Origin of the sequence: Pseudomonas edaphica (assembly GCF_965277385.1) — a bacterium.
Taxonomy (GTDB): Bacteria; Pseudomonadota; Gammaproteobacteria; order Pseudomonadales; family Pseudomonadaceae; genus Aquipseudomonas; species Aquipseudomonas edaphica.
Map to the genome: position 1 here is coordinate 1,710,405 of NZ_OZ255725.1, position 25,590 is coordinate 1,735,994.

A 25,590-nucleotide genomic window follows, 5' to 3' on the forward strand; every position below is an offset into this window, starting at 1 on the left:
TGAGCGAGGGAGTGGGTTGATCAAACCGACTCCCGTGACTCGACGCCCAGCTCATCCCACACCGACTCGGCCAAGTGGAACGTCGCATTGGCTGCCGGTATCCCGCAGTAGATCGCGCTCTGCATCAGCACTTCCTTGATCTCGGCGCGTGTCACGCCGTTGCTGGCGGCGGCACGCAGGTGAAGTTTTAATTCTTCACTACGATTCATGCCGATCAACATGGCGATGGTGATCAGGCTGCGGGTATGCCGAGGCAGGCCGGGGCGGGTCCAGATATCACCCCAGGCGTGGCGGGTGATCATTTCCTGGAACTCGCTGTTGAACTCGGTCAGAGCATTGAGGCTGCGGTCGACATGGGCATCGCCCAGCACTTCGCGACGCACTTGCAGGCCATCGGCATAACGTTGTTTCTCGTCCACAAAAACTCCTTAAACATTTGATAGAAGCTCGAACACGTGTGGCGAGCAGGCTTGCTCTGCGCTGGGGCGCGAAGCGGCCCCAAAACCTGGCGATGCGGTTCATCGGGAAGAACGCGGTGGCTGTATCAGGGCCGCTTCGCCGCCCAACGCAGGGCAAGCCTGCTCGCCACAACAAGCCTGTCTGTCACAACAAGCCTGCTATACAGAACACGTCAGCTCTCCAGAACAAGCTCGCTGCCACAGGTTTAATCAGCCAACAGGAACGCCAGCACGCGGTCGCTGAACGCGGCGCCGGCCTGTACGTTGGACAGGTGCGCCGCGTAGAACTCGGCGTACTCGGCGCCCTTGATCTGATTCTGGATAAAGCGGCTGCCGGCCGGCGGCGTAACGGCATCTTCGGTGCCGGCAATCGCCAGGGTCGGCACTTGGATCGTGGACAGTTGCTCGCGCAAATCCGCATCGCGTACGGCTGCGCAGTTGGCGGCGTAACCTTGGGGCGACGTGGCGGCAAGCATGTCGGTAATCTGCTGGGCCTGGTGCGGGTTGGCGGCGGCGAAATCGGCGGTAAACCAGCGTGCAATCGACGCATCGCGCAGCGCTACCATGGCTGCCGCACCGTCACGCAAAACCATCTCGATTCGCGGGTTCCAGATCTCCGGCGTGCCGATCCTGGCGGCGGTGTTGCACACCACCAGGCGCAGCAGGCGATCACCTGCGTGGATGCCCAGCCATTGGCCGATCAGGCCGCCCATGGACAGCCCGCAAAAATGCGCACGCTGAATATCCAGCGCATCGAGCAACGCAATCACATCGCGACCCAGCTGCTCGATGCTGTACGGCCCTTCGGTGACCAGGGATTTGCCATGGCCACGGGTATCGAAACGCAGTACGCGAAAGTGCTGGGTGAAGGCCGGGATCTGGATGTCCCACATATGCAGGTCGGTGCCCAACGAGTTGGACAACACCAGCACCGGCGCGCCCTCAGGCCCGTCCAGTTGGTAATGCAATGGGCCTTCGGCCAGTTGTACAAATGCCACGGCGGTCTCCTTACGCAGTCAAAGCAAAATGGTCGGTCACCGCACGGGTAACCCAGGTTTGAGCCTGGCCCAAGTAATGGGCCGGATCGAGCAGGCGGTCCAGTTCCACCGCCGACAACTCGGCGGTGACCTGTGCTTCGTCCGCCAGAACCGCGCGCAGATGTCGCCGTTCGGCGACGGCGCGTTTACAACATTGCTCCAATAGATGGTGAGCGGTCTCGCGGCCCAGGCGTTGGGCAAGCACGATACTCACGGCTTCGGCCAGCACCAGGCCTTGGGTCAGGTCGAGGTTGTGCGCCATGCGCTCGGGGTCGACCTCCAAGCCTTGGCTCACCAACAGCGCCTGTTTCAAGGCACCGGACACCAGCCGACAAATCTCTGGCAGGGTTTCCCACTCGGCGTGCCACAGGCCCAGGCTGCGCTCGTGCTCCTGGGGCATAGCGCTGAACATCGTCGCCACCAGCCCCGGCACGCGGGTGGCAGCGCTGATCAACACGGCGGCGCCCACCGGGTTGCGCTTGTGCGGCATGGTCGATGAGCCGCCCTTGCCCGGCGCAGACGGCTCGAACACTTCCGCCGCTTCGGTCTGCATCAGCAGGCTGAGGTCGCGCCCCAGTTTGCCAAGGCTGCCGGCGATCAGGCCGAGCACACTGGCAAACTCCACCAGCCGATCACGTTGGGTGTGCCAGGGTTGCTCGGGCAAGCCCAGTTGCAACTCAGCCGCCAAGGCGTGCGCCACCGGCATGGCGTGCTCACCAAGTGCCGCCAGGGTGCCGGACGCGCCACCGAACTGCAGCACCAACAAGCGCGGCTTCAGCTCGGCCAGGCGCTGGCGACTGCGCGTCACCGCGCCCAGCCACCCGGCAATTTTCATCCCCAGCGTGACCGGCGTCGCATGCTGCAGCCAGGTCCGCCCAGCCAAAGGTACGTCGGCATAACGCTGGGCCTGGGCAGCAAGCACCTCGCCCAATTGCGCCAGGTCCGCTTCAATCAGCGCGAACGCCTGGCGCAGTTGCAGCACCAGCCCGGTGTCCATCACATCCTGGCTGGTCGCGCCCAGGTGCACGTAACGCTCGGCACCGGCATCTTCAGCGGCAATCAACTTGCCCAAGGCCTTCACCAGCGGAATTGCCGAATTCCCCGCCGAGGCAATCGCCTCGCCCAGGGCATCCACATCGTAAAGCGAAGCCAGGCACGCCTGGGCAATCGGTGCGACGGCGGCTTGCGGAATCAATCCGACCCGGGCCTCGGACCGGGCCAGCGCCGCTTCGAAATCCAGCATGCCCTGCAAACGTCCCTGGTCGCAGAACACCTCGGCCATGCTGTCAGCGGTGAAGTAAGCGTCGAACAGTTGATTGCTCGTGCGCAGTGTCATAACTCATCCCTAGAGGTCGTGATGTAGATAAGCCGCCTGTTTGGGCAGACGCAGGCTGAACAGGAAAGCGACCGCCATCATCGCGGTGACGTACCAGTAAAAGGTATTTTCCATGCCAATGGATTTCAGGCTCAACGCAACGACTTCGGCCGAACCACCAAAAATCGCATTCGCCACCGCATACGCCAGGCCCACACCCAGTGCGCGCACCTGCGGCGGGAACATCTCCGCTTTGACCAGGCCGCTGATCGAGGTGTAGAAGCTGACGATCGCCAAAGCCAGGGTGATCAGCACAAAGGCCAGGAACGGACTGGTGACGGTTTTCAAGGTCAGCAGGATCGGCACGGTGAACAGCGTGCCCAGGCCTGCGAACCAGAGCATCGAATTACGTCGACCGATCTTGTCCGCCAACATACCGAACAGCGGCTGCATACACATGTACAGGAACAGCGCGCCGGTCATGATGTAGCTCGATGTCTTGGCGTGCATGCCCACGGTGTTCACCAGGTATTTCTGCATGTACGTGGTAAAGGTGTAGAAAATCAACGAGCCACCGGCGGTGTAGCCCAGCACGGTAATGAAGGCTTTGCCGTGGTCGCGGAACAGCGCGACGATGCTGCCGGCGTCTTTGTCTTCACGCATTTCCTTGCTGGTGGTTTCTTTCAAGGTGCGACGCAGCAGCAGGGAGATCACCGCAGCAATGGCACCGATCACGAACGGAATACGCCAGCCCCAGGCGCGCAGTTCTTCTTCACTCAGGATCTGTTGCAGGATCACCACCACCAGCACCGCCAGCAATTGGCCGCCGATCAGGGTCACGTATTGGAATGACGCAAAAAAGCCGCGCTGGCCCTTGAGTGCCACTTCACTCATGTAGGTCGCCGTGGTGCCGTATTCGCCACCCACCGACAGACCCTGGAACAGGCGCGCCACCAGCAGCAAGGCCGGCGCCCAGGCGCCGATATCTTTGTAGGTGGGCAAAAAGGCGATGACCAGCGAACCGGCGCACATCATCAGCACCGAGATCATCATCGAGTTTTTGCGCCCGTGCTTGTCGGCCACTCGGCCAAACAGCCAGCCACCGATGGGTCGCATCAGGAATCCGGCAGCAAACACCCCGGCGGTGTTGAGCAACTGGACCGTGGGATCGTCCGAGGGGAAAAACGCCGGGGCAAAATAAATCGCGCAGAAGGCATAGACGTAGAAGTCGAACCATTCGACCAGGTTGCCGGAGGAGGCCCCGACAATCGCAAAAATCCGTTTGCTGCGTTCTTCTCCGGTGTAGTGACTCGTTTTTGTTGTCATGTTTTTTTACTCAGTGGGAACGGTTATAGCCTAGACATACTTTGCAACAACCATGTTCCGCAAGCAGACTTTTGCATAGGTGCGGCCTTGAGGGCGCCATCGCAGGCAAGCCAGCTCCCACCTTTGAACCTGTTCACAGTTCAAAATGTGGGAGCCGGGCTTGCCCGCGATGGCGCCCGCCAGCTCAACTCAATAATCGAAGAACACCGTCTCCTTGTCTGTGCCCTGCAAAATCACATTCCACTGATGCACACCCTGCGCATCCGGCTTGGCAATCAACGTGCCGCGACGCTCAGCAGGCACACACGCCAGCAACGGGTCATCGCCATTCAACGCTTCACCGTCGAAATAGATCCGCGTCAGCAGGTGCTTGACCAAACCACGGGCAAATACCAACACCACCAGGTGTGGCGCCTGGGTCGTGCCTTGCAGGCCCGGCACACTGCCCGGCTTGATGGTGGTAAACCGAAAGCGGCCTTCGGCATCCACCGGCACCCGGCCAAACCCTTCGAAGTTGGGGTCGATGGCCTTGGCCTGCTCGTCTTCGGGGTGGTCGTACTTGCCGGCGGCATTGGCTTGCCAGACTTCCAGCATGGCGTCGTTGACGACATCACCGTTGCCGTCCACCACCTGCCCGCTGATTGCCACGCGCTCGCCCAAGGTGGCCGGCACGGTCAGGTCTTCGCGGTTCAGCCAGGTCAGGCCGATGTGGTAATACGGCCCGACGGTGTGGGACGTGGTCGCATTGAGGGTCATCTCATTTCTCCATCGGCGTGGCGTCGCGGCCGCGCAAAACGATGTCCCAGCGATAGCCGAGGGCATAGGACGGAATGGTTTTTTCCAGATCAAAACGTGCGATCAGACGCTGCTTGGCGCTGGTGTCCGGCACGCAGTTGTAGATCGGGTCGTATTCCAGAAGCGGGTCACCGGGGAAATACATCTGCGTGACCAGCCGCGTCAGCACGCTGGGACCAAACAGCGAGAAGTGGATATGCGCCGGGCGCCACGCGTTGTGGTGGTTGCCCCACGGGTAGGCGCCGGGCTTGATGGTCTGGAACTGATACCAGCCGTCGGCGTCGGTGACGGTGCGGCCGGTGCCGGTAAAGTTCGGGTCCAGCGGCGCATCGTGCAGGTCGCGCTTGTGGTTATAGCGACCGGCGGCGTTGGCCTGCCAGATCTCCACCAGAATGCCCGGCACCGGCAGGCCGTTTTCATCCAGCACACGGCCGTGGATGATGATGCGTTCGCCCTGGGGCTCGCCTTCGTGCTGGGCGGTGAGGTCGTTGTCCTTCTCGTTGATCCGCTCTGCGCCGATGGTCGGGCCAGTGATTTCCGACAAGGAGTGCGGCAGAAACACCAATGGCTGGGAGGGCGAACGCAGGTTCGTCGACTGGTAGGCCGGGTGCAGGTAATCAGGTTGGGTGCCCGCTTGCGGGCGCCGGTAACCGGGCTTGTCACTCATGGAGCAATCCTCTCTTATCAGATGCGTTCAATCGCCAGGGCCAGGCCTTGGCCGACGCCCACACACATGGTCGCCAGGCCTTTGCGGCCGCCGGTTTTCTCCAACTGATGCAGTGCCGTCAGCACCAACCGCGCGCCGCTCATGCCCAACGGGTGGCCAAGGGCGATGGCGCCGCCGTTCGGGTTGACCTGCGCGGCATCGTCGGCGATCCCCAGTTCACGCAGCACCGCCAGGCCTTGGCTGGCGAAGGCTTCGTTGAGTTCGATCACGTCAAAGTCGGTGACCGCCAAACCAAGGCGCTCCACCAGTTTGCGCACCGCCGGCACCGGGCCGATGCCCATTACACGCGGCGCAACGCCGGCGCTGGCCATGCCCAATACGCGAGCGCGGGCGGTGAGGCCGTGCTTTTTGACCGCTTCGGCAGACGCCAGAATCAGCGCCGCCGCACCGTCATTCACGCCCGACGCATTGCCGGCGGTGACGGTTTTATCCGGGCCATTGACCGGCTTGAGTTTGGCCAGGGCCTCCAGGGTGGTGTCGCGTGGATGCTCGTCGTGCTCCACCACGGTTTCGCCTTTTTTATGGGCGACGCGCACCGGCACGATTTCTTCAGCAAAGAACCCGGCGGCTTGCGCGGCGGCGGTGCGTTGCTGGCTGCGCAGGGCGAAGGCGTCCTGATCGGCGCGGGACACGTTGTAGTCGTCGGCGACGTTATCGGCCGTTTGCGGCATCGCATCCACGCCGTATTGGGCCTTCATCAACGGGTTGATAAAACGCCAGCCGATGGTGGTGTCTTCCAGTTTCATGTTGCGCGAAAACGCCGCGTCAGCCTTGCCCATCACGAACGGCGCACGGGACATCGACTCGACGCCACCGGCAATCGCCAGCTCCATCTCGCCGCTGGCGATGGCGCGGAAGGCCGTGCCGATCGCGTCCATGCCCGAGGCGCACAGGCGGTTGAGGGTCACGCCCGGAATGCTTTGCGGCAAGCCCGCCAACAGCAACGCCATACGCGCGACGTTGCGGTTGTCTTCACCGGCCTGGTTGGCGCAACCAAGGAACACTTCGTCGACCGCGCTCCAGTCCACCGACGGGTTGCGCTCGATCAGTGCCTTGATTGGCAAGGCTGCCAAGTCATCGGCGCGCACCGTGGACAAGCCACCGCCGAAACGGCCGATGGGCGTGCGGATGGCATCACAAATAAAGACGTCGCGCATCAGGCTTCTCCCGGTGCTTGGCCGTGGGCGGCGGCAGTGCGCGCTTCGAGATCACGCAGCGCGGTCAGCTCCACCTCGGTCGGCTCGGCGGTGGTGCTTACGTGGTCGGCAAAACGAATTGCCCAACCGGTGGCTGCCACCACTTGTTCACGGGTGACGCCAGGGTGCAGCGCGGTGACCACAAACTCATGGCTGCCCTCCTCCGGCTCCATGATGCACAGGTCGGTAATAATCCCTACAGGGCCGGCGCCAGGCAGGCCCAGGCGTTTGCGTGAGTCACCGCCTTCGCCATGGCCGACCGAGGTGATGAAGTCCAGCTTGTCGACAAACGAACGCGCCGACTGCTTGAGGATGATCAACACACTCTTGGCGGAACCGGCAATCTCCGGCGCGCCACCGGCACCCGGCAGGCGCACTTTGGGTTGGTGATAGTCGCCCACCACGGTGGTGTTGATATTGCCGAAGCGGTCGACCTGGGCGGCGCCGAGAAAGCCGACGTCGATGCGCCCGCCTTGCAGCCAGTAGCGAAAAATCTCACCGGTCGGCACGACCGTGTCGGCGGTTTCTGCCAGTTCGCCGTCACCGATCGACAGCGGCAATACGCTTGGCTTGGCGCCAATCGGGCCGGATTCGTAAATCAGCACCACGTCCGGCGACGAGGTCAGGCGTGCCAGGTTGGCGGCCTTGGAAGGCAAGCCGATGCCGACAAAGCACACCGAGCCGTTCTTGAGGCGGCGCGCGGCGGCGACGGTCATCATTTCATTGGTCGAGTAAGCCATTACTTGGCCTCCTGCGCGTGGGCCAGCTTGGCCTGGAATTCACTGAAGTCAGCGGTGCCGTGGATGTATTCGTCGATCCACGCGGTAAAGGTCCCACGGTCGCGGGCGATCGGGTCCCACGCCTGATAGAAGCGGTTGTCGCGCTCGTTGTAGCCGTGGGCGTAGGACGGGTGCGCACCACCGGGTACATGGCACACCGCAGTCAAGGCCCAGGTCGGCAGTACGCAGCTGTTCATCGGCGCATTCAGGTCATCGACGATTTCTTCGACGGTGACGATGCAACGCTTGGCCGCCAGGGCCGCTTCCTTCTGCACACCGAGAATGCCCCAGAGCAGCACATTGCCCTTGCGGTCGGCCTTTTGTGCGTGGATCACGGTGATGTCCGGACGCACCGACGGCACGGCCGCCAGCACTTCGCCAGTGAATGGGCAGGTCACGGTTTTGATCAGCGGGTTGACCTTGGGCAGGTCGGAGCCGGCATAAGCGCGCAGCACCGCAAACGGCAGGCCCGAGGCGCCGGCGACGTAGGCATTGGCCAGGTCGGCGTGGCTGTGTTCTTCGATCTCCAGCGGCTGCGGCCATTGCTTTTCAACGGCGTCGCGCAGGCGATGCAGGGAACCCACGCCCGGGTTGCCGCCCCAGGAGAAAATCAACTTGCGCGCGCAGCCGGCACCGATCAACTGGTCGTAGATCAGGTCAGGCGTCATGCGCACCAGCGTCAGGTCTTTCTTGCCCTGACGAATGATTTCATGACCCGCTGCCGTAGGGATCAGATGAGTGAAGCCTTCGAGGGCGACGGTATCGCCGTCGTTCACGAAGCGCTTGACCGCATCACGCAGGGTGAGAATTTCAGCCATGGGGTTGGGCTCCCGGTGTTGATCGAAAAAGGCGCTGAGGTGGCGCCGAAGTGCTTGAAGATTAAGCCGGGCAAATGGGCCAAACAATCCGATAATCGACTCAGCGTTCGATTATCGAACGGATTGTTGTCTAGCTAATCGTTTACGAAAACTCGCTCAGTCTGAGGGCCTGGCTTATGTGGGAGCTGGCTTATGTGGGAGCTGGCTTATGTGGGAGCTGGCTTATGTGGGAGCTGGCTTATGTGGGAGCTGGCTTGCCTGCGATTGCATCACCACGGTTTACCTGACAGACAGAGGTGTCTGCATCGCAGGCAAGCCAGCTCCCACACAATTTAGCGCCCACTTGAATCGCGCGGGGATCAGGTCGCATCCGCATGGCTGACCATACCCTTGATCACCACGGCAGCCGTGGCCAACGCCGCCGGAATCACCAGCGCCGTCAGCACCTGTTCGAAGTTCCAGCCCAGGCCCAGCAAGGTGGCGCCCATCCACGCGCCAAGGATCGCGCCAAAGCGGCCAATGCCAAGCATCCACGACACACCGGTGGCGCGGCCCTGTGTCGGGTAGAAGCGCGCGGCCAGGGATGGCATTGCCGATTGCGCGCCGTTGACGCACATCCCGGCGATCAGCACCAAGGTCGCCAACAGTGTGATATTGCCCAGGCTCTGCCCGACTGCGTAGGCAAATACCCCGGCCAGCAGGTAGAACGTGCCGATAACCTTGTGTGGGTTGAAGCGGTCCATTGCCCAGCCCACGCCGACCGCGCTCAGCACGCCGCCGAACTGGAACAACGCGCCGATAAAGGCAGCCTGTTCCATACTGGCGCCGCTGTCGCGCATCAGGGTCGGCAACCAACTGGTCAGCAGGTAAACAATCACCAGGCCCATAAAGTAGGTGAGCCACAGCAGCAGGGTGCCGGCGCTGTAGGTGCCGGAGAAGATCACCGCGAACACGTTGCGCGCCTTGACAGTTTTTTGCTCGGGCACGCTGAAGCTGCTCGCCTGGGCAACAATCGTGGGTTCGATGGGAGACAAGGTTTTACGCACCTTGTCGGTGCCACGGTTGCGCACCACCAGGTAACGCGCCGATTCCGGCAGCCATACCAACAGCACCACCGCCAAAATCAACGGCAGAATGCCGCCGATCAGCAGCAGGCTATGCCAGCCAAACGCCGGGATCAGCTTGGCCGAGATAAACCCGCCGCCGGCCATGCCCAGGTTGAAACCGCAGAACATGCTGGTCACCAGCAACGATTTGTGGCGCTCGGGGGTGTATTCGGACAGCAGCGTCGTGGCGTTCGGCATCCCTGCGCCCAGGCCCAGCCCGGTCAGGAAGCGCAACACCAGCAGTTGGTCGACGTTGCTGCTGTAGGCCGAGGCCAGGCTGAATGCGCCAAACACCAACACCGCACTCACCAGCACCACTTTGCGGCCAAAACGGTCCGCCAGCGGGCCGGAACCGAGCGCACCAAACACCATGCCGATCAACGCGGCACTCATTACCGGGCCGAGGCTGGCGCGGTCGATGCCCCAGTCCTGGGACAGCGCAGGCGCAATAAAGCCCATGGCAGCGGTGTCGAGGCCATCGAGGAAGACAATCAGGAAACACAGGATTACCACACGCCACTGGTAACGCGAGAGTGGCTGGGCGTTGATAAAGGACTGCACGTCCAGGGTGGTACCGACAGAAGGCTGATTCATTATTTTTATTCCACACCGATGGCGGGCCAACGACCTGGGGTCGTCATTATTATTGGGCGGCTCTTCAGAGCGCTGCCGCACAGTAATAAGTCGGGGGAAACAGCGTCAATTGATCAAGCCGGGATCTGTGCGGTCACCGAACACTTAGGCAAACAATTGCGCACTCAGCTCGCGGCTGGCGCTGAGCATGCTTGGCAAAAACCGCTGCTCCAGCTCGCTGCGGCTGACACGCCCGGCGTGGGTGCTGACATTGAGCGCGGCCAACACCTGGCCGGAAGCGTCGTACACCGGCACGGCGATGGAGCGTAAGCCCTGCTCCAGCTCCTGATCGACGATGCACCAGCCTTGTTGACGCACTTGTTGCAGGCATTCGAACAAGGCTTCGGGCGTGGTCAGGGTGCGGCTGGTCTTGGTTTGCAGGTCGGCGTGGTCGAGATAGTCCTTGAGCGAAGCATCGTCCAGCGCCGCCAGGAGGATGCGCCCCATCGATGTGCAATACGCCGGCAAGCGCCCGCCCACCGACAGGTCCACCGAGATCAGGCGCTGGGTGGTGGCCGAGCGGGCGATATAAAGGATGTCGTCGCCTTCCAGGGTCGCCATGTTGCAAGCCTCGTGCAATTGCTCGCTCATACGGTCCAGGTAAGGCTGGGCCGATACGGCCAATGGCGTGGAGGACAAATACGCATGCCCCAGGGTCAAGACTTTGGGCAGCAGCGAATAGGTGCGCCCATCGGTGGTGGCATAACCGAGCTTGATCAAGGTGTGCAGGCAACGGCGCACGGCGGCACGCGGGATTTCGGTGCGATGACTGATCTGGGCGATGGTCAGGTGGCGTTTGCGCTCCTGAAACGCCTGCACCACGGCCAGGCCGCGCGCCAGGGAGGTCATGAAGTCCGGATCACCGGTAAACGCCTGGATACGCTTGGCCGGTGAAGCCACGATCGGCGGCGCCACTGATGCGAAGGAGTTGCGCAATTGATCGTTCATTTCCAGGGTCCTTTCTCTTGTTTTCAACCGCAGGGAGGGTTGGCCGCCATTACAAGCCGTGCCGGCCGGGATGCACAAGGTTGCGCCCGCAACATCGGGCGATTATCGGACAGCCATGCGATTATCGCAATTTTGCCGATGGAACCCGACAGCCGGGTAGACCACTACAGTCATGCGCAAAACGCGCAAATGACTCACACCGTCATGTAACAAAAGTCTCACACGAAGTTGACGCTTTTTAACTTAATGCTGATAGTTTTATCCAAATGCGCCGCTATAATGCAGCTTGTGCAGAGGTCAGCCCGATTTCATTATCATCGGGAGTGGAGCTCACGAGGCGATGCGCGTTACAGGCATCATCGGTCACACATACCTGTTTATAAGATCTGCCCTTTGGCCCTTTTTCAAACTTGAATGGTTCTACTGTTCAATTTTGAACAACCCGAGGACGACTTTCAGGCATGACGCTGCACCGTCAATACACTCAACTTAATTAGGTAACACTGTGACGAAAGACGAACTGCGCGCGGAACTTGAGCGCCAGGAACAACGTTACAAGGACGTTTACGGCGGGGAAGTCACCACCTACGCCGCGCAACCTGAACCCGAGCGCAAACCCTGGCGCAAACGGGCCAGTTTGCTGGATCAGGCATTTGCCCAGGAAATTCAAAAGATTGAACAGGAACTCAAGACCGAAGAGCCATAAGCCCTTCGCTCAGAGTTTCCAGGGTCTTGCTGTCTCTGCCGGCCCAGCGCCGGCGGAAGGCACCGTGCATTGGCTCACCATTGGTCAGCGTCCTGCTGCCGCCAACGAAATTTCATACAAATGTTTCAGACATGACGTTTGCATGACAAATCCGTGTCTTTTCGGCCCCGCACTTTATAAATCAAAGACTTGCCAAAGCCCCGAAAACCCTGGGATGCGCCGCTTTGCCCGGTGTTTTTTCAGTGAAGATTGTTACCGATGAGCAGCTAATGCATCGATTACTGAGGTTTTCTGGCATAATCGCGCCCCCTTACGACCGGGTCAGAAAACCTTCATGATCGATTTATTCAGCGGACTGGATGCTTGGGTTCTAGTGAGCCTGTTGCTCGCCCTGGCCTTTGTCCTCGCCTTCGAGTTCATCAATGGCTTTCATGACACCGCTAACGCGGTGGCCACAGTCATCTACACCAAAGCCATGCCGCCGCACCTGGCCGTGTTCTTCTCCGGGGTGTTCAACTTCCTCGGCGTGTTGCTCGGTGGTGTCGGCGTCGCCTACGCCATCGTGCACTTGCTGCCGGTGGAGTTGCTGATCAATGTGAACACCGGCCATGGCCTGGCAATGGTCTTCTCTTTATTGGCAGCGGCGATCACCTGGAACCTGGGCACCTGGTACTTCGGTATCCCGGCCTCCAGCTCCCATACCTTGATCGGCTCGATCCTTGGTGTCGGCCTGGCCAATGCCCTGATCAACGACATCCCCTTGGCTGACGGTGTGAACTGGCAGAAAGCCGTCGATATCGGTGCTTCCTTGGTGTTCTCGCCGATGGCCGGCTTCCTGGTCGCTGCTCTGGTGCTGATCGGCCTGAAATGGTGGCGCCCACTGTCGAAAATGCACAAGACCCCGGACCAGCGCCGCAAACTTGACGACAAGAAGCACCCACCGTTCTGGAACCGTCTGGTACTGGTGATCTCGGCCATGGCCGTGAGCTTCGTACACGGCTCCAATGATGGCCAGAAAGGCATCGGCCTGATCATGCTGGTGCTCATCGGTATCGTACCGGCGCAGTTCGTACTCGACCTGGGCAGCACCACTTACCAGATTGAACGTACTCGCGATGCCACCGTGCATTTGAGCCAGTTTTACGAGCGCAATAACGCCACGCTCGGCGAGTTCCTGGCACTGGGCAAAAGCGTGAAGGACGACCTGCCGGGCAAGTTCCGGTGCAACCCGCAACAGACCGAGCCGACTATCAATGCATTGATGGAAACCCTGAAAGGCGTTTCCGACTACCACTCGCTGACTGCCGAGCACCGCATTGAAGTGCGCCGCTACTTGCTGTGCCTGGACGACACCGCGAAGAAAGTCGGCAAGCTGCCGGGCCTGGATGCGCGTGAGAAGTCCGACCTGGACAAGCTGCGCAAAGACTTGACCGCCACCACCGAGTACGCCCCGTTCTGGGTGATCCTCGCCGTCGCACTGGCCCTGGGCCTGGGTACCATGGTGGGCTGGAAGCGTGTGGTACTGACCATCGGTGAGAAGATCGGCAAGCAGGGCATGACCTATGCCCAAGGCATGTCGGCACAGATCACCACGGCGAGCATGATTGGCCTGGCCAACATCTTCAGCCTGCCGGTTTCCACCACTCACGTACTGTCTTCAGGCGTGGCCGGCACCATGGTTGCCAATAAGAGCGGCCTGCAAGGCGGCACGGTGAAGACCATCCTGATGGCTTGGGTGTTGACCTTGCCGGCAACCGTGGGTCTGTCAGCCGGGTTGTTCTGGCTGGCGTCCAAGGCATTGGGTAGTTGATACGCTGCGGCTGAAAAAGAAGGCGCGATCCTGATGGGGATCGCGCTTTTTTTTATCTCACAACTACAGGTGCGGGACGCAGAGCGTCCTCGGCGGCATTCCCACGCGGAGCGTGGGAACGATCACATTAAATAGCAGGCAAAAAAAAGGGCGACCGAAGTCGCCCAAAATGCCTTGCGTGCTCATGTAACCCAGAAGAACTTACGGTTCTTTACGCTTATTAGCGTCCTTCCAGATAAAAATCCCAAACCCTACAAAAAACAGCACCATGAGGCTGACAGTCAGCACCCCGGCAAACACCACATTATCGAAAAACATGACCGGCCTCCTGCTCATGCCCTGTTGCGATAGGGCTAAGTTAATGGAGAAGGCGGAGTGGAAAATTGACCGGGATCAATGTCGCCCGCAACGGGGCTTAAAGAAGGGTAATAACTGACCTGCATCAACAAATGCAGGCTGTTTCAACGCTTTTTCGGCTTGTTCTTGGGTTTTTTCTTAACTTTGCCAAGCGGCATCGCCTGCTCAAATGCCTGGCGAACCTCATTCAGGCGCTTGTCATTCAAGTCATGCACACGTTTGGCACGTTCGGCATTCAGGTCGATCAGTTTGTCGTCTTCACTCATGGCTGGGCTTACGTCGTGGCGGGAATGGCTCAATAATGCGGCCTCTCCCGCTCGACGGCAAATGCCAGGGTGAAAATCCTCGTACTTCTCTTTCCTGGCGCTTATTTATCCCGCTCAAATGTAATGATGGAACGTGTAGTCCCCGGCCAATTCGGCATTTGGCGCCAGGGCGTCAGCACTTCCAGCGTATCGCCCCTGACCTGAAAATCGCGGCATTGCACCGTCCCCACCCACTCCGGATTCCAGGCAGAATCAACCTCTGTGCACCATTGATTGCCCTCGACCTGCTCAATACCGGTATAAGCCACCAGCGTATTCAACAGCGCTGATTTTTCTGCGTCGGAAGCGCCGGGCTTTCTTCCCTCACCGGTCAACACGAAAGCCACTCGATGATCCGCGGTAAAAATAACGCGCCCGGAAGGACGGCTGCCCATTGCCGGGATTTTCTCACGGGTATCCTGGGACTCGACCTGATAGCCGACCAGCTTCCAGGCCCCGACCAGCGGTGACTCATTCGCTGCTGCGCCCGCGCAAAGGCCCATCGAAACAGCCAACCCGATCACATTTGCCTTTATAGGGAATTTCATCGCTCTACCGTCTCAAAAAAGACACAGAGCTTTGCGCACGGCTGCCCGGGGAGATGTAGGGCATATCCCCAAACTACGACAGGAGAATCTGCGGGCGACAAAAGGAAGCACATCGCCCAAAATCGACACTTTCCAACTTACCCTGTAGGCGCACTCAGTTGGCACTGCACAATGACCTTCCGCCGCTGCTGGCCCTGCGCGCTTTTGAGGCGGTGGCGCGGCACTTGAGTTTTATCAAGGCCGCCAATGAGTTGTCGGTTACCCAGAGCGCACTCAGCCACCAAGTGCAAAAGCTCGAACAGTATCTGGGCAAACCACTGTTTATCCGACGCACCCGCGCGATTGATCTGACCGCCGACGGCCAAGGTTACTACGACGAAATCCGCCCGGCCCTCGATATGATCGCCGCCGCCACCCGCGCGCAGAAAGTCGCCCCCACGACCACAATTTTGCGCGTGGGCCTGCTGGCCTCGTTTGCCACCCTGTGGCTGGCCCCGCGTCTGGCCGGGTTTCTCAACCGCTACCCGCATATCCAGGTGGAACTGCTGCCCGCGATTCAATTAGCCAACGTCGCCACCGCCGAGGTCGACCTGGCCATCCGCTATGGCAAGGGCGACTGGCCCGATGTACAGGCCACGCGTTTGATGGCGGAAGTCATTTCACCGGTGTGCAGCCCGGCCTTCAAGGCCAGCCAACTGCACAATGCGCCCTTGTTGATGGCCACCTCGCACCGCCCTTTCGAATGGACGGATTGGTCGGCGCACTACCAGGTCAACCTCGACCACCATTCCCGCGTGCTGCTGCACGACTACAACATCGTGGTCGAAGCCGCCGTGGCTGGCCAAGGCATCGCCATGGGCCGTCACCGCCTGATAGAGCGCAGGCTCAAGGACGGCAGCCTGGTGGAAGCCTTTGACTGGCCGCCCTACCACAGTGAAATCGGTTACTGGCTGATCGTGCCTCAAGGGCCCACGAGCCAAGCGGTCGAATGCTTCAGTCAATGGTTGAAAGACACCTGCGCCGATGCATGAGCTATTTCGATACGTCGAGTGAGATCTATCCGTTTGTCGCCCATTGATACAACAAACATGCTCAAACCTCTTAACCCAAGAGGATCCAACATGAGCGACTCCATCCGCCAACGCGTACAAGCCCTTGGCCTGACGCTGCCAACCCCTAGCCAGCCGGCGGCCAATTACATCAATCATGTGGTCAGCCAGAACCAGCTGTTTATCTCCGGGCAAATTCCTATGCTCGACGGCAAACCCGCCTACATCGGCCGGCTGGGGCAATCCCTCAGCGATGAAGAAGGTGCCCAGGCAGCAGAGCTGGCGGCGTTGGGCTTGCTCGGCCAGTTAAGTGCTGCCGTCGGTGATGACCTGTCGCGTGTAGTGCGCATTCTCCGCTTGGGCGTGTTCATCGCCAGCAGCGGCGATTTCACGCGCCAGAGCATAGTTGCCAATGGCGCATCCAATCTGGTGGTCAATGCCCTGGGCGACAAAGGCCGGCACGTGCGCACCGCCGTCGGTGTGTCGAGCCTGCCCGCCGGCGTCGCCGTGGAGGTGGACGCAATTTTCGAGCTGCTGTCGTGAGCCCGCTGCAGGTCCAGCATCTGCGTGACGACACACCTGGCTGCCAATCAGGCATCGTGCACTTCAACCATGCCGGTGCCTCGCTGCCGAGCCAAGCCACCCTCGACGCGATCATCGACCAGTTGCAACGCGAAGCCCGCGATGGCCCGATGGAGGCCGGCGAGCATGGCGCGATCCTGGTAGAAAAAGCCCGGCGCGCAGCTGGGCAATTACTCAATGCGCCCGTCTCCTCGATTGCCTTCGCCAGCAGCGGCTCAACCGCCTGGAGCCTGGCGTTCCAGGCCCTGGGGCCGTGGCAGCCGGGCGATCGCATCCTGGTCGGGCGCCATGAATGGGGCGGCAACCTGGCGAGTATGCAGTTGGCCGTGCAAGCGGGTGCCCGAGTGGAGGTCATTCCCTGCGATGCCACCGGCGCAGTGTGCCCATTGGCGCTGGAGGCGATGATTGATGCCAACGTCAAGCTGATCGACCTGACCTGGCTGCCGGCCAACGGCGGCCTGATCAACCCTGCCCAGGCCATCGGCGAAGTGGCCAGGCGCCACGCAATCCCCTACTTTATCGACGCCGGCCAAGCCGTCGGCCAGTTGCCGGTGGATGTGCAGGCGTTGCACTGCGACGTACTCAAGTCAGCCGGGCGCAAACACCTGCGCGGGCCGCGTGGCACGGCGCTGCTATATGTGCGAGCGGACTTTCTGCAACGCCTGAACCCGGCCCAGCGCGACGTGTTCTCGGCGCCCTGGACTGCTGAAGGGTTCGACCTGCGTAGCGATGCCCGCCGCTTTGAAACCAGTGAAGTGTCCTACGCCTTATTGGCGGGCCTGGGCAATGCGCTGCAGGAAATTAACCGACTGGGCGTGGAGCAGACGTGGGCAAGGGTCTTGCAGCTCAGCGGACAAATCCGCGACGCGCTGCGTCAGATTCCGGGCGTTTCCCTGCACGATCTGGGCACGCTTCACTCAGGACTGATCGCCTTTAACCTCGCCGGCTGGGAGGCGTTTGAACTCAAGCGCAGGCTGGGATTAAAGCGCATCAACATCGGCGCCAATGGTGTGGCCTACACGCCTCTGGATATGCAGGCGCGGGGTCTTACAAGCATTGCGCGGGTGTCTGTCAGCCCGCTCAACACCGAGCACGACATCGAGTTGCTGATCGCCGCGCTGCGCGAGTTGCGCGATTAAACCTCGACGTCCACCCACAAACCCTGGCGCGGCGCGTCTTCGATCAGCGGCGCCACCGGCACCGTGTTGTCGGCGTTGAGTTCATCGCCGGGGATCGCCAGATGCGCCTCGGGGTCTTCATCCGCTTCGCGCCGGCGTTTGTGCTGTTCTTGCTGACGGCGTTGTTCTTCGCGCAGTAAAAAAGTCGACTGCTCGGCATCGCCCTTTTTCAGGTCGATGGTGCTTTCGTTGGAACCGGCCTGCACGGGCACCACGGGCGGGATATCCGGCTTCTGGCGCACCGGATCAAGCTGTGACGTAACCGGCACAACACTCAGGGGGAGTATGGGTGGCAGCATGGTTTTTAGTCTCCTATTCAGCAGACTGTCGGCTGCGGGAGGGGCGACTTGAGCATCAAGCCCCCAACTTGTGAACCAATCGTCATCTATCCGACGAACATATCGCCCTTTTTCTTGCCGCTTGTAGCTTAAAGCTTGAAGCTTGAAGCTATTCCTTTTGGTCTGGAAGCCGTGTTCCGTTAGAATAGTCGGCTTTTTCACGGCGGGAGTCAGGCAGCATGGCGCAGCAGTATCAACCGGGGCAACGCTGGATTAGTGACAGCGAAGCAGAGCTGGGGTTAGGCACCGTTCTGGCACAGGACGGGCGCTTGTTGACCGTGCTCTATCCGGCCACTGGCGACACTCGTCAGTATGCGCTACGGAATGCGCCCCTCACTCGTGTGAGGTTTTCGCCGGGTGACAGCATCACCCATTTCGAAGGCTGGAAAATGACCGTACAGGAAGTCGACGACGTCGATGGCCTGCTGGTCTACCACGGCCTCAATGGGCAGAACGAGCAGGTCACCCTGCCGGAAACCCAACTGTCGAACTTCATCCAGTTCCGTCTGGCCAGCGACCGTCTGTTCGCAGGGCAGATCGACCCGCTGGCCTGGTTCTCGCTGCGCTATCACACGCTGGAACACACCAGCCGTCAGTTGCAGTCCTCGCTGTGGGGCCTGGGCGGCGTGCGTGCACAACCTATTGCTCACCAACTGCACATCGCTCGCGAAGTCGCTGACCGTATCGCGCCACGGGTATTGCTGGCCGACGAAGTGGGCCTGGGCAAGACCATCGAAGCCGGCCTGGTGATTCATCGCCAGTTGCTGTCGGGTCGCGCCAACCGCGTGCTGATCCTGGTGCCGGAAAACCTGCAACACCAGTGGCTGGTGGAAATGCGCCGCCGCTTTAACCTGCAGGTTGCGCTGTTCGACGAAGAGCGTTTTATCGAAAGCGATGCCGCCAACCCGTTCGAAGACACCCAGCTTGCACTGGTTGCACTCGAATGGCTGGTGGACGACGAGAAGGCCCAGGACGCGTTGTTCGCCGCCGGCTGGGACCTGCTGGTGGTCGACGAAGCCCACCACTTGGTGTGGCATGAAGAAAAAGCCAGCCCGGAATACGCGCTGGTCGAGCAACTGGCCGAAGTGATCCCTGGCGTGCTGCTGCTCACCGCCACCCCGGAACAACTGGGCCAGGACAGCCACTTCGCGCGCCTGCGCCTGTTGGACCCGAACCGCTTCCACGACCTGCACGCCTTCCGCGCCGAAAGCGAGAACTATCGCCCGGTAGCCGAAGCCGTGCAGGAACTGCTGGACAAGGGCCGCCTGTCGCCAAAAGCGCACAAAACCATCCAGGGTTTCCTCGGTGACGAAGGTGAAGCACTGCTCAGCGCCGTCAACGATGGCGACACCGAAGCCAGCGCACGCCTGGTGCGTGAGCTGCTCGACCGCCACGGCACCGGCCGCGTACTGTTCCGTAACACCCGCGCCGCCGTGCAGGGTTTCCCGGAGCGCAAGCTGCATGCCTACCCGCTGCCGAACCCGGACGAATACCTCGAACTGCCGCTGGGCGAACACGCCGAGCTGTACCCGGAAGTCAGCTTCCAATCGCAACCGGATGTTGAAGAAGAAAACCGCTGGTGGCGCTTCGACCCGCGCGTCGAGTGGCTGATCGACCAGCTGAAAATGCTCAAGCGCACCAAAGTGTTGGTGATCTGCGCCCACGCCGAAACCGCCATGGACCTGGAAGACGCCCTGCGCGTGCGCTCCGGCATCCCGGCCACGGTGTTCCACGAGGGCATGAACATCCTCGAGCGTGACCGCGCTGCTGCCTACTTCGCAGACGAAGAGTTCGGCGCCCAGGTGCTGATCTGCTCGGAAATCGGCAGTGAAGGCCGCAACTTCCAGTTCTCCCACCACTTGGTGCTGTTCGACCTGCCGTCCCACCCCGACCTGCTGGAACAGCGGATCGGCCGTTTGGACCGGATCGGCCAGAAGCATGTGATCGAACTGCACGTGCCGTACCTGGAAACCAGCCCGCAAGAGCGCCTGTTCCAGTGGTACCACGAAGCGCTGAACGCGTTCCTCAACACCTGCCCGACCGGCAACGCCTTGCAGCATCAGTTCGGCCCACGCCTGCTGCCGCTGCTGGAAAACGCCGACGACGGCGAGTGGCAAACCCTGATCGACGAAGCGCGTGCCGAGCGCGAGCGTCTGGAACAGGAACTGCACACCGGTCGCGACCGCTTGCTGGAGCTCAACTCCGGCGGCGCGGGTGAAGGCGATGCGCTGGTGGAAGACATTCTTGAGCAAGACGACCAGTTCGCCCTGCCGATCTACATGGAAACCCTGTTCGACGCCTTCGGCATCGACAGCGAGGACCATTCGGAAAACGCACTGATCCTCAAGCCCAGCGAAAAAATGCTCGACGCCAGCTTCCCCCTGGGCGACGACGAAGGTGTGACCATCACCTACGACCGTAACCAGGCGCTGTCGCGTGAAGACATGCAGTTCATCACCTGGGAACACCCGATGGTGCAAGGCGGCATGGACCTGGTGCTGTCCGGCTCGATGGGCAACACCGCCGTGGCGCTGATCAAGAACAAGGCGCTCAAGCCAGGCACCGTGTTGCTCGAACTGCTCTACGTCAGTGAAGTGGTTGCGCCGCGCTCGCTGCAACTGGGCCGCTACCTGCCACCGGCCGCCTTGCGCTGCCTGCTGGATACCAACGGTAATGACCTGTCCGGTCGTGTGTCGTTTGAAACTTTGAACGACCAGCTGGAAAGTGTGCCACGCGCCAGCGCCAACAAGTTCGTGCAGGCCCAGCGTGATCAGCTCACGCCACGCATCAATGCCGGCGAAGAGAAGATCACCCCGCGCCACGCCGAGCGTGTGGCCGAGGCAAAACGCCGCCTGGCAGCCGACACCGACGAAGAACTGGCGCGCCTGACCGCGTTGCAAGCGGTCAACCCGACCGTGCGCGACAGCGAACTGGTGGCGCTGCGCAACCAGCGCGAGCAAGGCCTGGCCATGCTCGACAAGGCTGCGCTGCGGTTGGAAGCGATTCGGGTGTTGGTGGCGGGTTGATAACCGCCCTGCCCTGCTAAAAAGAAGGCCCGCGCAATGCGGGCCTTTTTTATTGGCCTTAGGGGCCTCATCGCAGGCAAGCCAGCTCCCACATTTGAAGATATTCACACATCAAAATGTGGGAGCTGGCTTGCCTGCGATGGCGTCACCTCGGTTTCAAGCCGTAGCCGCCCCAGCCGGCAACTCAACTGTCCCCAACCCATCCTTCATCTTCTTGGCATCGCGCACAAAACTGCGCGAGGCCTGGAACAGAAACAGCATGGTCAAGAACAGCGCCACCGGAATCAGGTACATGGCGTCGTGCAACCCAACCGCTTTATACGCCTCGGTCATCCGCGAGGCGCCATCGGCATACATTGCCGAATGGGCAAAATGATCAGACAGGCCGCCCACCACCACCGGCCCCATGCCACCGCCGAGCAAGTACAACCCCGCAAAAAACAGCGCCATCGCCGTGGCGCGCAGGCGTGGCTCAACCACGTCCTGAATCGCCGTGTACACGCAGGTGTAGAAGTTATAGGCAAACAACCAGCCCACACTGAACAGCGCCACAAACACGCCAATCTCAATGCGCCCGGCGTGCAAGGCCCAGGCAGTGGTAATGGTCGAGATAATCAAGCTGCACGCGGCAAACAGCAGCCGGCCGTTGGCGACGCGCTGATGGATCTTGTCGGCAATCCAGCCGCCCAGGGTCAGGCCCACCAGCCCGGTGATGCCGACGATCACGCCGGTGGCCACCGCGGCGTCCTGCAACGGCATCAGGAAGTAACGCTGCAACATCGGCACCAAAAATGAATTGCACGCATAGGTGGCGAAGTTAAAGCACAACCCGGCCAGCACCAGCCACAGGAAGGTCGGCACCGCCAGAACGCGACGAATCGGGCGGTCGACGCGCTCCTGGGAGACTTGCACGGTTTCCGCTGCGCCGCGCTTGGGTTCCTTGATATAGAACATAAAGATCGCGAGGATCAGCCCCGGCACGGCGGCGATAAAGAACGGTGCGCGCCAGCTGTCGAACGCCTTGACCATCGCGCCAATGGTGAAGAACGCCAGCAGCAGGCCCAACGGCAAACCCAGCATGAAAATGCCCATGGCCCGGGCGCGGCGGTGGGCGGGAAACAGGTCGCCGATCAACGAATTAGCCGCCGGCGCATAGCTGGCTTCACCGATGCCGATGCCCATGCGCACCAGCAAAAAGGTCCAGAAGCTGCCGACCATGCCGTTGACCGCCGTCAGCCCGCTCCAGGCAAACAGGCCCCAGCCCATCAGTTTGCTGCGTGAACCGGTATCGGCCAGGCGCCCGAGCGGCAGGCCGGCGATGGCGTAGACGATGGTGAAGGCGGTGCCGATGATACCGAGCTGGAAGTCGCTCAAGTGCCATTCCATGCGGATTGGCTCGATGATGATGGCGGGGATGGTGCGGTCGAAGAAATTGAACAGGTTGGCGAGGAACAGCAGGAACAGAATGCGCCAGGCATTCGCCGCTTGGGTCGAGTTCTGCATGGGTCCGTCTCTTTTATTGTTATGAGAGCTGCGATGCCCGATGCATCCTGCCCGGTACCTGCAACATAATCAGGCCAGGCACGCTTGTCTGTAATGATTCGTAAAGCTGATAGGGCATGATTTCACCCGCAGCGACGGGACTTTCCCTACGAAAATATAAGTTCGCGCCCCCCTTCCCAACCGCCATGGCACGGATAGAATGGCGAGCCTTCCGTAACACCCACATCCTACTTTTCTTATCGATGACGCCCATGTCCGAAGCCAGTCCGTGTCTGAGTTGCGGTGCCTGCTGTTCACACTTTCGCGTGTCTTTCTTCTGGGGCGAGTGCGCCTCATCGGGCGGCACGGTGCCCGATGACCTGGTGGTGCAGATCAACCCCACACGCGTGGCGATGATTGGTACCGACCAGAAACCCGCCAGGTGTTGCAGCCTCGAGGGTGAGGTCGGCAAGGGCACCCGTTGCACCATCTATGAACAACGCTCAAGCCCCTGCCGAGAGTTCGATGCGTCGTGGAGCCAGGGCGAGCAGAACGTCGACTGCGATACCGCTCGCGCCGCCTTTGGCCTGCCGCCATTAGAAGCACCTTTTGAACTGGACCTGCCGATCAGCGCTTAGCATCAAACGCTATGGCGGGCATGCCAAAATGGTTGAAAGCAAAGTGCCATTATCCATGGCAAATCCCGCGCGGCTTCTATACTCGACTTCATAGGTCATCGCCGTTGGCTGTGACGTGACGCTATGACGGGGCTTGCTATGGAATGGCTGGGTCTGCATTTTTTTACCGACCTGCCAGAGAACGGGCACTTATTACTCAATTGCAGTCATAACCCTTTTCTGGTGCTACTGGCGTATCTGGTTGCTTGCGCGGCCGGCTTCGGCACGCTGGACATGGCTGAGCGCGTGGGCCATGTCGAAGACCCTACCGCCCGCCGTCATTGGCGTTGGCTGGGAGCGGGTTGCCTGGCGGGTGGCATCTGGTCGACGCACTTCATCAGCATGCTGGCCTTCCAGGCACCTATCGCCATTCATTATGAATTGATCATGACGTTCGCCTCGCTGGTGATCGCCTTGATCGCTTCACTGTTCGCCATGCAAACCCTGAGTCATACCCATCTGCGATTCCATCAATACCTGCTGGCGTCGGTATGGATGGGCCTGGGTATCGCGCTGATGCATTACGTGGGCATGTCGGCCATGCGCTCCCAGGCCGATGTGTACTTCGAGACCGACCTGTTCATGGCCTCCGTGGCGATTGCCATCGGCGCGAGCCTGGCCGCGCTGTTGCTGTCGAGCTACCTGCGCACCGGCGCCGGCGTGTTTCATCAACTGCTCAAGTACGCCGCCAGCCTCGTGCTGGGCGCCGGCATCCTCAGCATGCACTTCACCGGCATGGCGGCCATGCGAATGCTGGTACCGGCCGGTGCTGACCTGTCGTTGCCACTGGATAACAACCCGATTCAACTGGGCCTGTCGGTGGCCGTGATCACCCTGCTGGTGATTGGCAGCAGCGTCAGCGCCGCCCTCGCCGACAAAAAACTGCAGCACAAGGAGCGTGACCTGCGCCGGGTCAACGCCCTGCTCAGTGAGCTGGACCAAGCCCGTGCCTCGCTGCAACAAGTGGCGCACTTCGATGCGCTGACCAGCCTGCTCAACCGTCGCGGCTTCAACCAGATCTTTGCCGAGAAGGTCGCCGAAAAAACCGCCGGCCACGGCATGATGGCGGTGATCTTCCTCGATATCGACCACTTCAAGCGCATCAATGACAGCCTCGGCCACGATGCCGGCGACCAACTGCTCACCGTACTGGCCGGGCATATCAAGGGGTCGGTGCGCAGCCATAGCGATGTGGTCGCGCGGTTTGGCGGCGACGAGTTCTGCATCCTGATCAACATTCACCATCGCGACGAAGCGCGGCACCTGGCCCAGCGCATCATGCATAAGATGAAAGAACCAATCGAACTGGCCGGCCGGCGCATGGTGATGACCACCAGCATTGGCATCAGCCTGTTCCCCGATGACGGACTGACCTGCGAAGAGTTGCTTAAAACCGCTGACCTGGCGCTGTACCAGTCCAAGGATGCCGGTCGCAACAGCTTGAACTTCTTCAGCTCCAACCTTAAAACCCGCGCCTTCCTCGAGCTGCAACTGGAGGAGCAATTGCGCGCTGCGTTGCGCGGCCGCAATGAATTGGTGCTGTTCTACCAGCCGATCTTCGACATGAAGCTGGGCAAGGTCACCCGCCTGGAAGCACTGGTGCGCTGGCAACACCCGCAACATGGGCTGCTGGCCCCGGACCGGTTTATCGGCATCGCCGAAAACAACGGGTTGATTGCCGAACTCGACCACTGGGTATTGCGTCAGGCCTGTCACGATTTGAGCCTGCTGTCTGACCGCGGTTACACCGAGCTGACCATGGCCGTGAATTGCTCGGCCTTGAATCTGGCCCGTGACGAGCTGGCCGATGAGATCGAAGCCGCCCTGCGTTTTGCCGGGATCGCCGCCAGCCGCCTGGAACTGGAAGTCACCGAAAACGCGCTGATGGGCAATATCAGCAGCACCCTGGCGCTGTTGCGCCAGATCCGCGCCCTGGGCGTTTCGCTGGCCATTGATGATTTCGGCACCGGTTATTCATCCCTGGCCTACCTCAAGCGCCTGCCGCTCAATACCCTGAAGATCGACCGGTCGTTTATCCAGGACATTCCCAAGTCCACCGCCGATGTCGAGATCGTCCAGGCGATCATCGGCATGGCCCACACCCTGCACTTGCAGGTGGTCACCGAAGGCGTTGAAACCCAGGCGCAATTTGAACTGCTGCTCAAGCACGGCTGCGACTTTATCCAGGGTTACCTGCTGAGCCCGGCGGTGCCTTTGAGCGATGTGGTGGGTGTGATCCAGGGCATCCAGATGCGCAACCCACTCTACCCGTTCAGCATCGAGGGCAATAAGGACGCCATCGCGCCGAAGGACCCTGGTGCAGGCCGCATCGGCCCGCCGTCGATTGTCAGGCCCATTCGATGACGTCGTATCTTTGGGATTTAGCCATCATCT

At 60.8% G+C, this 25,590-nt stretch carries 25 protein-coding genes; 9 read left to right on the top strand and 16 right to left on the bottom strand.

From position 1 onward, the window contains the following. Nucleotides 1-20 precede the first annotated feature (20 nt). The 11 genes from pcaC to pcaR form a co-directional block, all read right to left on the bottom strand. Nucleotides 21-419, bottom strand: a complete 399-nt coding sequence (pcaC, locus tag ACQY47_RS07700; protein WP_017137238.1) for a 4-carboxymuconolactone decarboxylase — start codon at nt 417-419, stop codon at nt 21-23. A 245-nt stretch (nt 420-664) separates the two neighbouring features. Then, nucleotides 665-1,456 (bottom strand): 3-oxoadipate enol-lactonase, encoded by a 792-nt coding sequence (gene pcaD, locus ACQY47_RS07705; RefSeq protein WP_017137237.1) that lies wholly within the window; start codon nt 1,454-1,456, stop codon nt 665-667. Between the two features lie 10 nt (nt 1,457-1,466). After that, complete coding sequence (locus ACQY47_RS07710) at nt 1,467-2,831, bottom strand: 3-carboxy-cis,cis-muconate cycloisomerase (protein WP_428556783.1); 1,365 nt, start codon at nt 2,829-2,831, stop codon at nt 1,467-1,469. Nucleotides 2,832-2,840: 9 nt separating this feature from the next. Beyond that, nucleotides 2,841-4,136, bottom strand: a complete 1,296-nt coding sequence (locus tag ACQY47_RS07715; RefSeq protein WP_017137235.1) for an MFS family transporter — start codon at nt 4,134-4,136, stop codon at nt 2,841-2,843. Between the two features lie 189 nt (nt 4,137-4,325). Continuing rightward, nucleotides 4,326-4,892, bottom strand: a complete 567-nt coding sequence (pcaG, locus tag ACQY47_RS07720) for a protocatechuate 3,4-dioxygenase subunit alpha (protein ID WP_428556785.1) — start codon at nt 4,890-4,892, stop codon at nt 4,326-4,328. A gap of 1 nt (nt 4,893) precedes the next feature. Beyond that, complete coding sequence (pcaH, locus tag ACQY47_RS07725; protein ID WP_017137233.1) at nt 4,894-5,598, bottom strand: protocatechuate 3,4-dioxygenase subunit beta; 705 nt, start codon at nt 5,596-5,598, stop codon at nt 4,894-4,896. Nucleotides 5,599-5,615: 17 nt separating this feature from the next. After that, nucleotides 5,616-6,818: a 3-oxoadipyl-CoA thiolase gene (pcaF, locus tag ACQY47_RS07730; protein ID WP_169985849.1), complete on the bottom strand. Its 1,203-nt coding sequence runs from the start codon at nt 6,816-6,818 to the stop codon at nt 5,616-5,618. Next, nucleotides 6,815-7,594, bottom strand: coding sequence for a CoA-transferase subunit beta (locus ACQY47_RS07735; RefSeq protein WP_017137231.1), 780 nt, complete (start codon nt 7,592-7,594; stop codon nt 6,815-6,817). Before ACQY47_RS07735 ends, pcaF begins: the two co-directional genes overlap by 4 nt. After that, nucleotides 7,594-8,451: a CoA transferase subunit A gene (locus tag ACQY47_RS07740; RefSeq protein ID WP_017137230.1), complete on the bottom strand. Its 858-nt coding sequence runs from the start codon at nt 8,449-8,451 to the stop codon at nt 7,594-7,596. The genes ACQY47_RS07735 and ACQY47_RS07740 overlap by 1 nt, the downstream gene beginning before the upstream one ends. Before the next feature lie 359 nt (nt 8,452-8,810). Then, a complete protein-coding gene (locus ACQY47_RS07745) occupies nt 8,811-10,151 on the bottom strand; it encodes an MFS transporter (protein ID WP_428556788.1) in 1,341 nt (446 codons plus the stop codon). Nucleotides 10,152-10,295: 144 nt separating this feature from the next. Then, nucleotides 10,296-11,138 carry a pca regulon transcriptional regulator PcaR gene (gene pcaR, locus ACQY47_RS07750; RefSeq protein ID WP_017137228.1) on the bottom strand — a complete coding sequence of 281 codons (843 nt, stop codon included), beginning with the start codon at nt 11,136-11,138 and terminating at the stop codon, nt 10,296-10,298. Here pcaR and ACQY47_RS07755 point away from each other — a divergent pair. The 3 genes from ACQY47_RS07755 (at nt 11,127) to ACQY47_RS07765 (ending at nt 13,654) form a co-directional block, all read left to right on the top strand. Next, complete coding sequence (locus ACQY47_RS07755; protein WP_138452464.1) at nt 11,127-11,348, top strand: hypothetical protein; 222 nt, start codon at nt 11,127-11,129, stop codon at nt 11,346-11,348. The two genes, pcaR and ACQY47_RS07755, sit on opposite strands and share 12 nt — an antisense overlap. A 295-nt stretch (nt 11,349-11,643) precedes the next feature. Further along, nucleotides 11,644-11,844: a hypothetical protein gene (locus ACQY47_RS07760; RefSeq protein WP_003189295.1), complete on the top strand. Its 201-nt coding sequence runs from the start codon at nt 11,644-11,646 to the stop codon at nt 11,842-11,844. A gap of 334 nt (nt 11,845-12,178) precedes the next feature. After that, the gene (locus ACQY47_RS07765; RefSeq protein ID WP_428556791.1) at nt 12,179-13,654 is read left to right on the top strand and encodes an inorganic phosphate transporter; all 1,476 of its coding nucleotides are present in this window, start codon (nt 12,179-12,181) and stop codon (nt 13,652-13,654) included. A 201-nt stretch (nt 13,655-13,855) separates the two neighbouring features. Here the strand turns inward: ACQY47_RS07765 and ccoM are convergent, their stop codons facing one another. The 3 genes from ccoM to ACQY47_RS07780 form a co-directional block, all read right to left on the bottom strand. Then, complete coding sequence (ccoM, locus tag ACQY47_RS07770) at nt 13,856-13,972, bottom strand: cytochrome c oxidase subunit CcoM (RefSeq protein WP_017137226.1); 117 nt, start codon at nt 13,970-13,972, stop codon at nt 13,856-13,858. A gap of 143 nt (nt 13,973-14,115) precedes the next feature. Continuing rightward, a complete protein-coding gene (locus ACQY47_RS07775; protein WP_017137225.1) occupies nt 14,116-14,277 on the bottom strand; it encodes a hypothetical protein in 162 nt (53 codons plus the stop codon). A 101-nt stretch (nt 14,278-14,378) separates the two neighbouring features. Beyond that, the gene (locus ACQY47_RS07780) at nt 14,379-14,864 is read right to left on the bottom strand and encodes a lipocalin-like domain-containing protein (RefSeq protein WP_428556793.1); all 486 of its coding nucleotides are present in this window, start codon (nt 14,862-14,864) and stop codon (nt 14,379-14,381) included. A gap of 158 nt (nt 14,865-15,022) precedes the next feature. On the opposite strand from ACQY47_RS07780, the gene ACQY47_RS07785 reads away from it, so the two are divergent. The 3 genes from ACQY47_RS07785 to ACQY47_RS07795 all read left to right on the top strand — a co-directional run bounded on the left by ACQY47_RS07785 (nt 15,023) and on the right by ACQY47_RS07795 (nt 17,634). Next, nucleotides 15,023-15,895: a LysR substrate-binding domain-containing protein gene (locus ACQY47_RS07785; protein WP_428556795.1), complete on the top strand. Its 873-nt coding sequence runs from the start codon at nt 15,023-15,025 to the stop codon at nt 15,893-15,895. Nucleotides 15,896-15,985: 90 nt separating this feature from the next. Then, entirely contained in the window at nt 15,986-16,456 is a 471-nt protein-coding gene (locus ACQY47_RS07790) for a RidA family protein (protein WP_428556797.1), read from the top strand. Next, nucleotides 16,453-17,634 (top strand): aminotransferase class V-fold PLP-dependent enzyme, encoded by a 1,182-nt coding sequence (locus ACQY47_RS07795; RefSeq protein WP_428556799.1) that lies wholly within the window; start codon nt 16,453-16,455, stop codon nt 17,632-17,634. Before ACQY47_RS07790 ends, ACQY47_RS07795 begins: the two co-directional genes overlap by 4 nt. Here the strand turns inward: ACQY47_RS07795 and ACQY47_RS07800 are convergent. Beyond that, nucleotides 17,631-17,972, bottom strand: coding sequence for an aspartate-semialdehyde dehydrogenase (locus ACQY47_RS07800; protein ID WP_200433463.1), 342 nt, complete (start codon nt 17,970-17,972; stop codon nt 17,631-17,633). The genes ACQY47_RS07795 and ACQY47_RS07800 overlap by 4 nt on opposite strands. A 218-nt stretch (nt 17,973-18,190) precedes the next feature. Here ACQY47_RS07800 and rapA point away from each other — a divergent pair, with 218 nt between their 5' ends. Then, nucleotides 18,191-21,037, top strand: coding sequence for an RNA polymerase-associated protein RapA (rapA, locus tag ACQY47_RS07805; protein WP_428556801.1), 2,847 nt, complete (start codon nt 18,191-18,193; stop codon nt 21,035-21,037). Nucleotides 21,038-21,193: 156 nt separating this feature from the next. Here rapA and ACQY47_RS07810 read toward each other — a convergent pair whose 3' ends face one another. After that, nucleotides 21,194-22,540, bottom strand: a complete 1,347-nt coding sequence (locus ACQY47_RS07810) for a spinster family MFS transporter (RefSeq protein ID WP_428556803.1) — start codon at nt 22,538-22,540, stop codon at nt 21,194-21,196. Between the two features lie 251 nt (nt 22,541-22,791). Between ACQY47_RS07810 and ACQY47_RS07815 the strand changes: the two genes are divergently transcribed. Next, nucleotides 22,792-23,157, top strand: a complete 366-nt coding sequence (locus ACQY47_RS07815) for a YkgJ family cysteine cluster protein (RefSeq protein ID WP_099548587.1) — start codon at nt 22,792-22,794, stop codon at nt 23,155-23,157. Nucleotides 23,158-23,295: 138 nt separating this feature from the next. After that, complete coding sequence (locus ACQY47_RS07820) at nt 23,296-25,560, top strand: putative bifunctional diguanylate cyclase/phosphodiesterase (RefSeq protein WP_099548586.1); 2,265 nt, start codon at nt 23,296-23,298, stop codon at nt 25,558-25,560. The last annotated feature ends 30 nt before the right edge of the window (nt 25,561-25,590 follow it).

Coding starts and splice junctions, on each gene's coding strand:
- ACQY47_RS07710 (WP_428556783.1), bottom strand. CDS start 2,831: ATGACACTGCGCACGAGCAATCAACTGTTCGACGCTTACTTCACCGCT.
- rapA (WP_428556801.1), top strand. CDS start 18,191: ATGGCGCAGCAGTATCAACCGGGGCAACGCTGGATTAGTGACAGCGAA.
- pcaH (WP_017137233.1), bottom strand. CDS start 5,598: ATGAGTGACAAGCCCGGTTACCGGCGCCCGCAAGCGGGCACCCAACCT.
- ACQY47_RS07765 (WP_428556791.1), top strand. CDS start 12,179: ATGATCGATTTATTCAGCGGACTGGATGCTTGGGTTCTAGTGAGCCTG.
- ACQY47_RS07810 (WP_428556803.1), bottom strand. CDS start 22,540: ATGCAGAACTCGACCCAAGCGGCGAATGCCTGGCGCATTCTGTTCCTG.
- ACQY47_RS07780 (WP_428556793.1), bottom strand. CDS start 14,864: ATGAAATTCCCTATAAAGGCAAATGTGATCGGGTTGGCTGTTTCGATG.
- ACQY47_RS07815 (WP_099548587.1), top strand. CDS start 22,792: ATGTCCGAAGCCAGTCCGTGTCTGAGTTGCGGTGCCTGCTGTTCACAC.
- ccoM (WP_017137226.1), bottom strand. CDS start 13,972: ATGTTTTTCGATAATGTGGTGTTTGCCGGGGTGCTGACTGTCAGCCTC.
- pcaG (WP_428556785.1), bottom strand. CDS start 4,892: ATGACCCTCAATGCGACCACGTCCCACACCGTCGGGCCGTATTACCAC.
- ACQY47_RS07800 (WP_200433463.1), bottom strand. CDS start 17,972: ATGCTGCCACCCATACTCCCCCTGAGTGTTGTGCCGGTTACGTCACAG.
- pcaR (WP_017137228.1), bottom strand. CDS start 11,138: ATGAACGATCAATTGCGCAACTCCTTCGCATCAGTGGCGCCGCCGATC.
- ACQY47_RS07820 (WP_099548586.1), top strand. CDS start 23,296: ATGGAATGGCTGGGTCTGCATTTTTTTACCGACCTGCCAGAGAACGGG.
- ACQY47_RS07740 (WP_017137230.1), bottom strand. CDS start 8,451: ATGGCTGAAATTCTCACCCTGCGTGATGCGGTCAAGCGCTTCGTGAAC.
- ACQY47_RS07790 (WP_428556797.1), top strand. CDS start 15,986: ATGAGCGACTCCATCCGCCAACGCGTACAAGCCCTTGGCCTGACGCTG.
- ACQY47_RS07775 (WP_017137225.1), bottom strand. CDS start 14,277: ATGAGTGAAGACGACAAACTGATCGACCTGAATGCCGAACGTGCCAAA.
- ACQY47_RS07735 (WP_017137231.1), bottom strand. CDS start 7,594: ATGGCTTACTCGACCAATGAAATGATGACCGTCGCCGCCGCGCGCCGC.
- ACQY47_RS07745 (WP_428556788.1), bottom strand. CDS start 10,151: ATGAATCAGCCTTCTGTCGGTACCACCCTGGACGTGCAGTCCTTTATC.
- ACQY47_RS07715 (WP_017137235.1), bottom strand. CDS start 4,136: ATGACAACAAAAACGAGTCACTACACCGGAGAAGAACGCAGCAAACGG.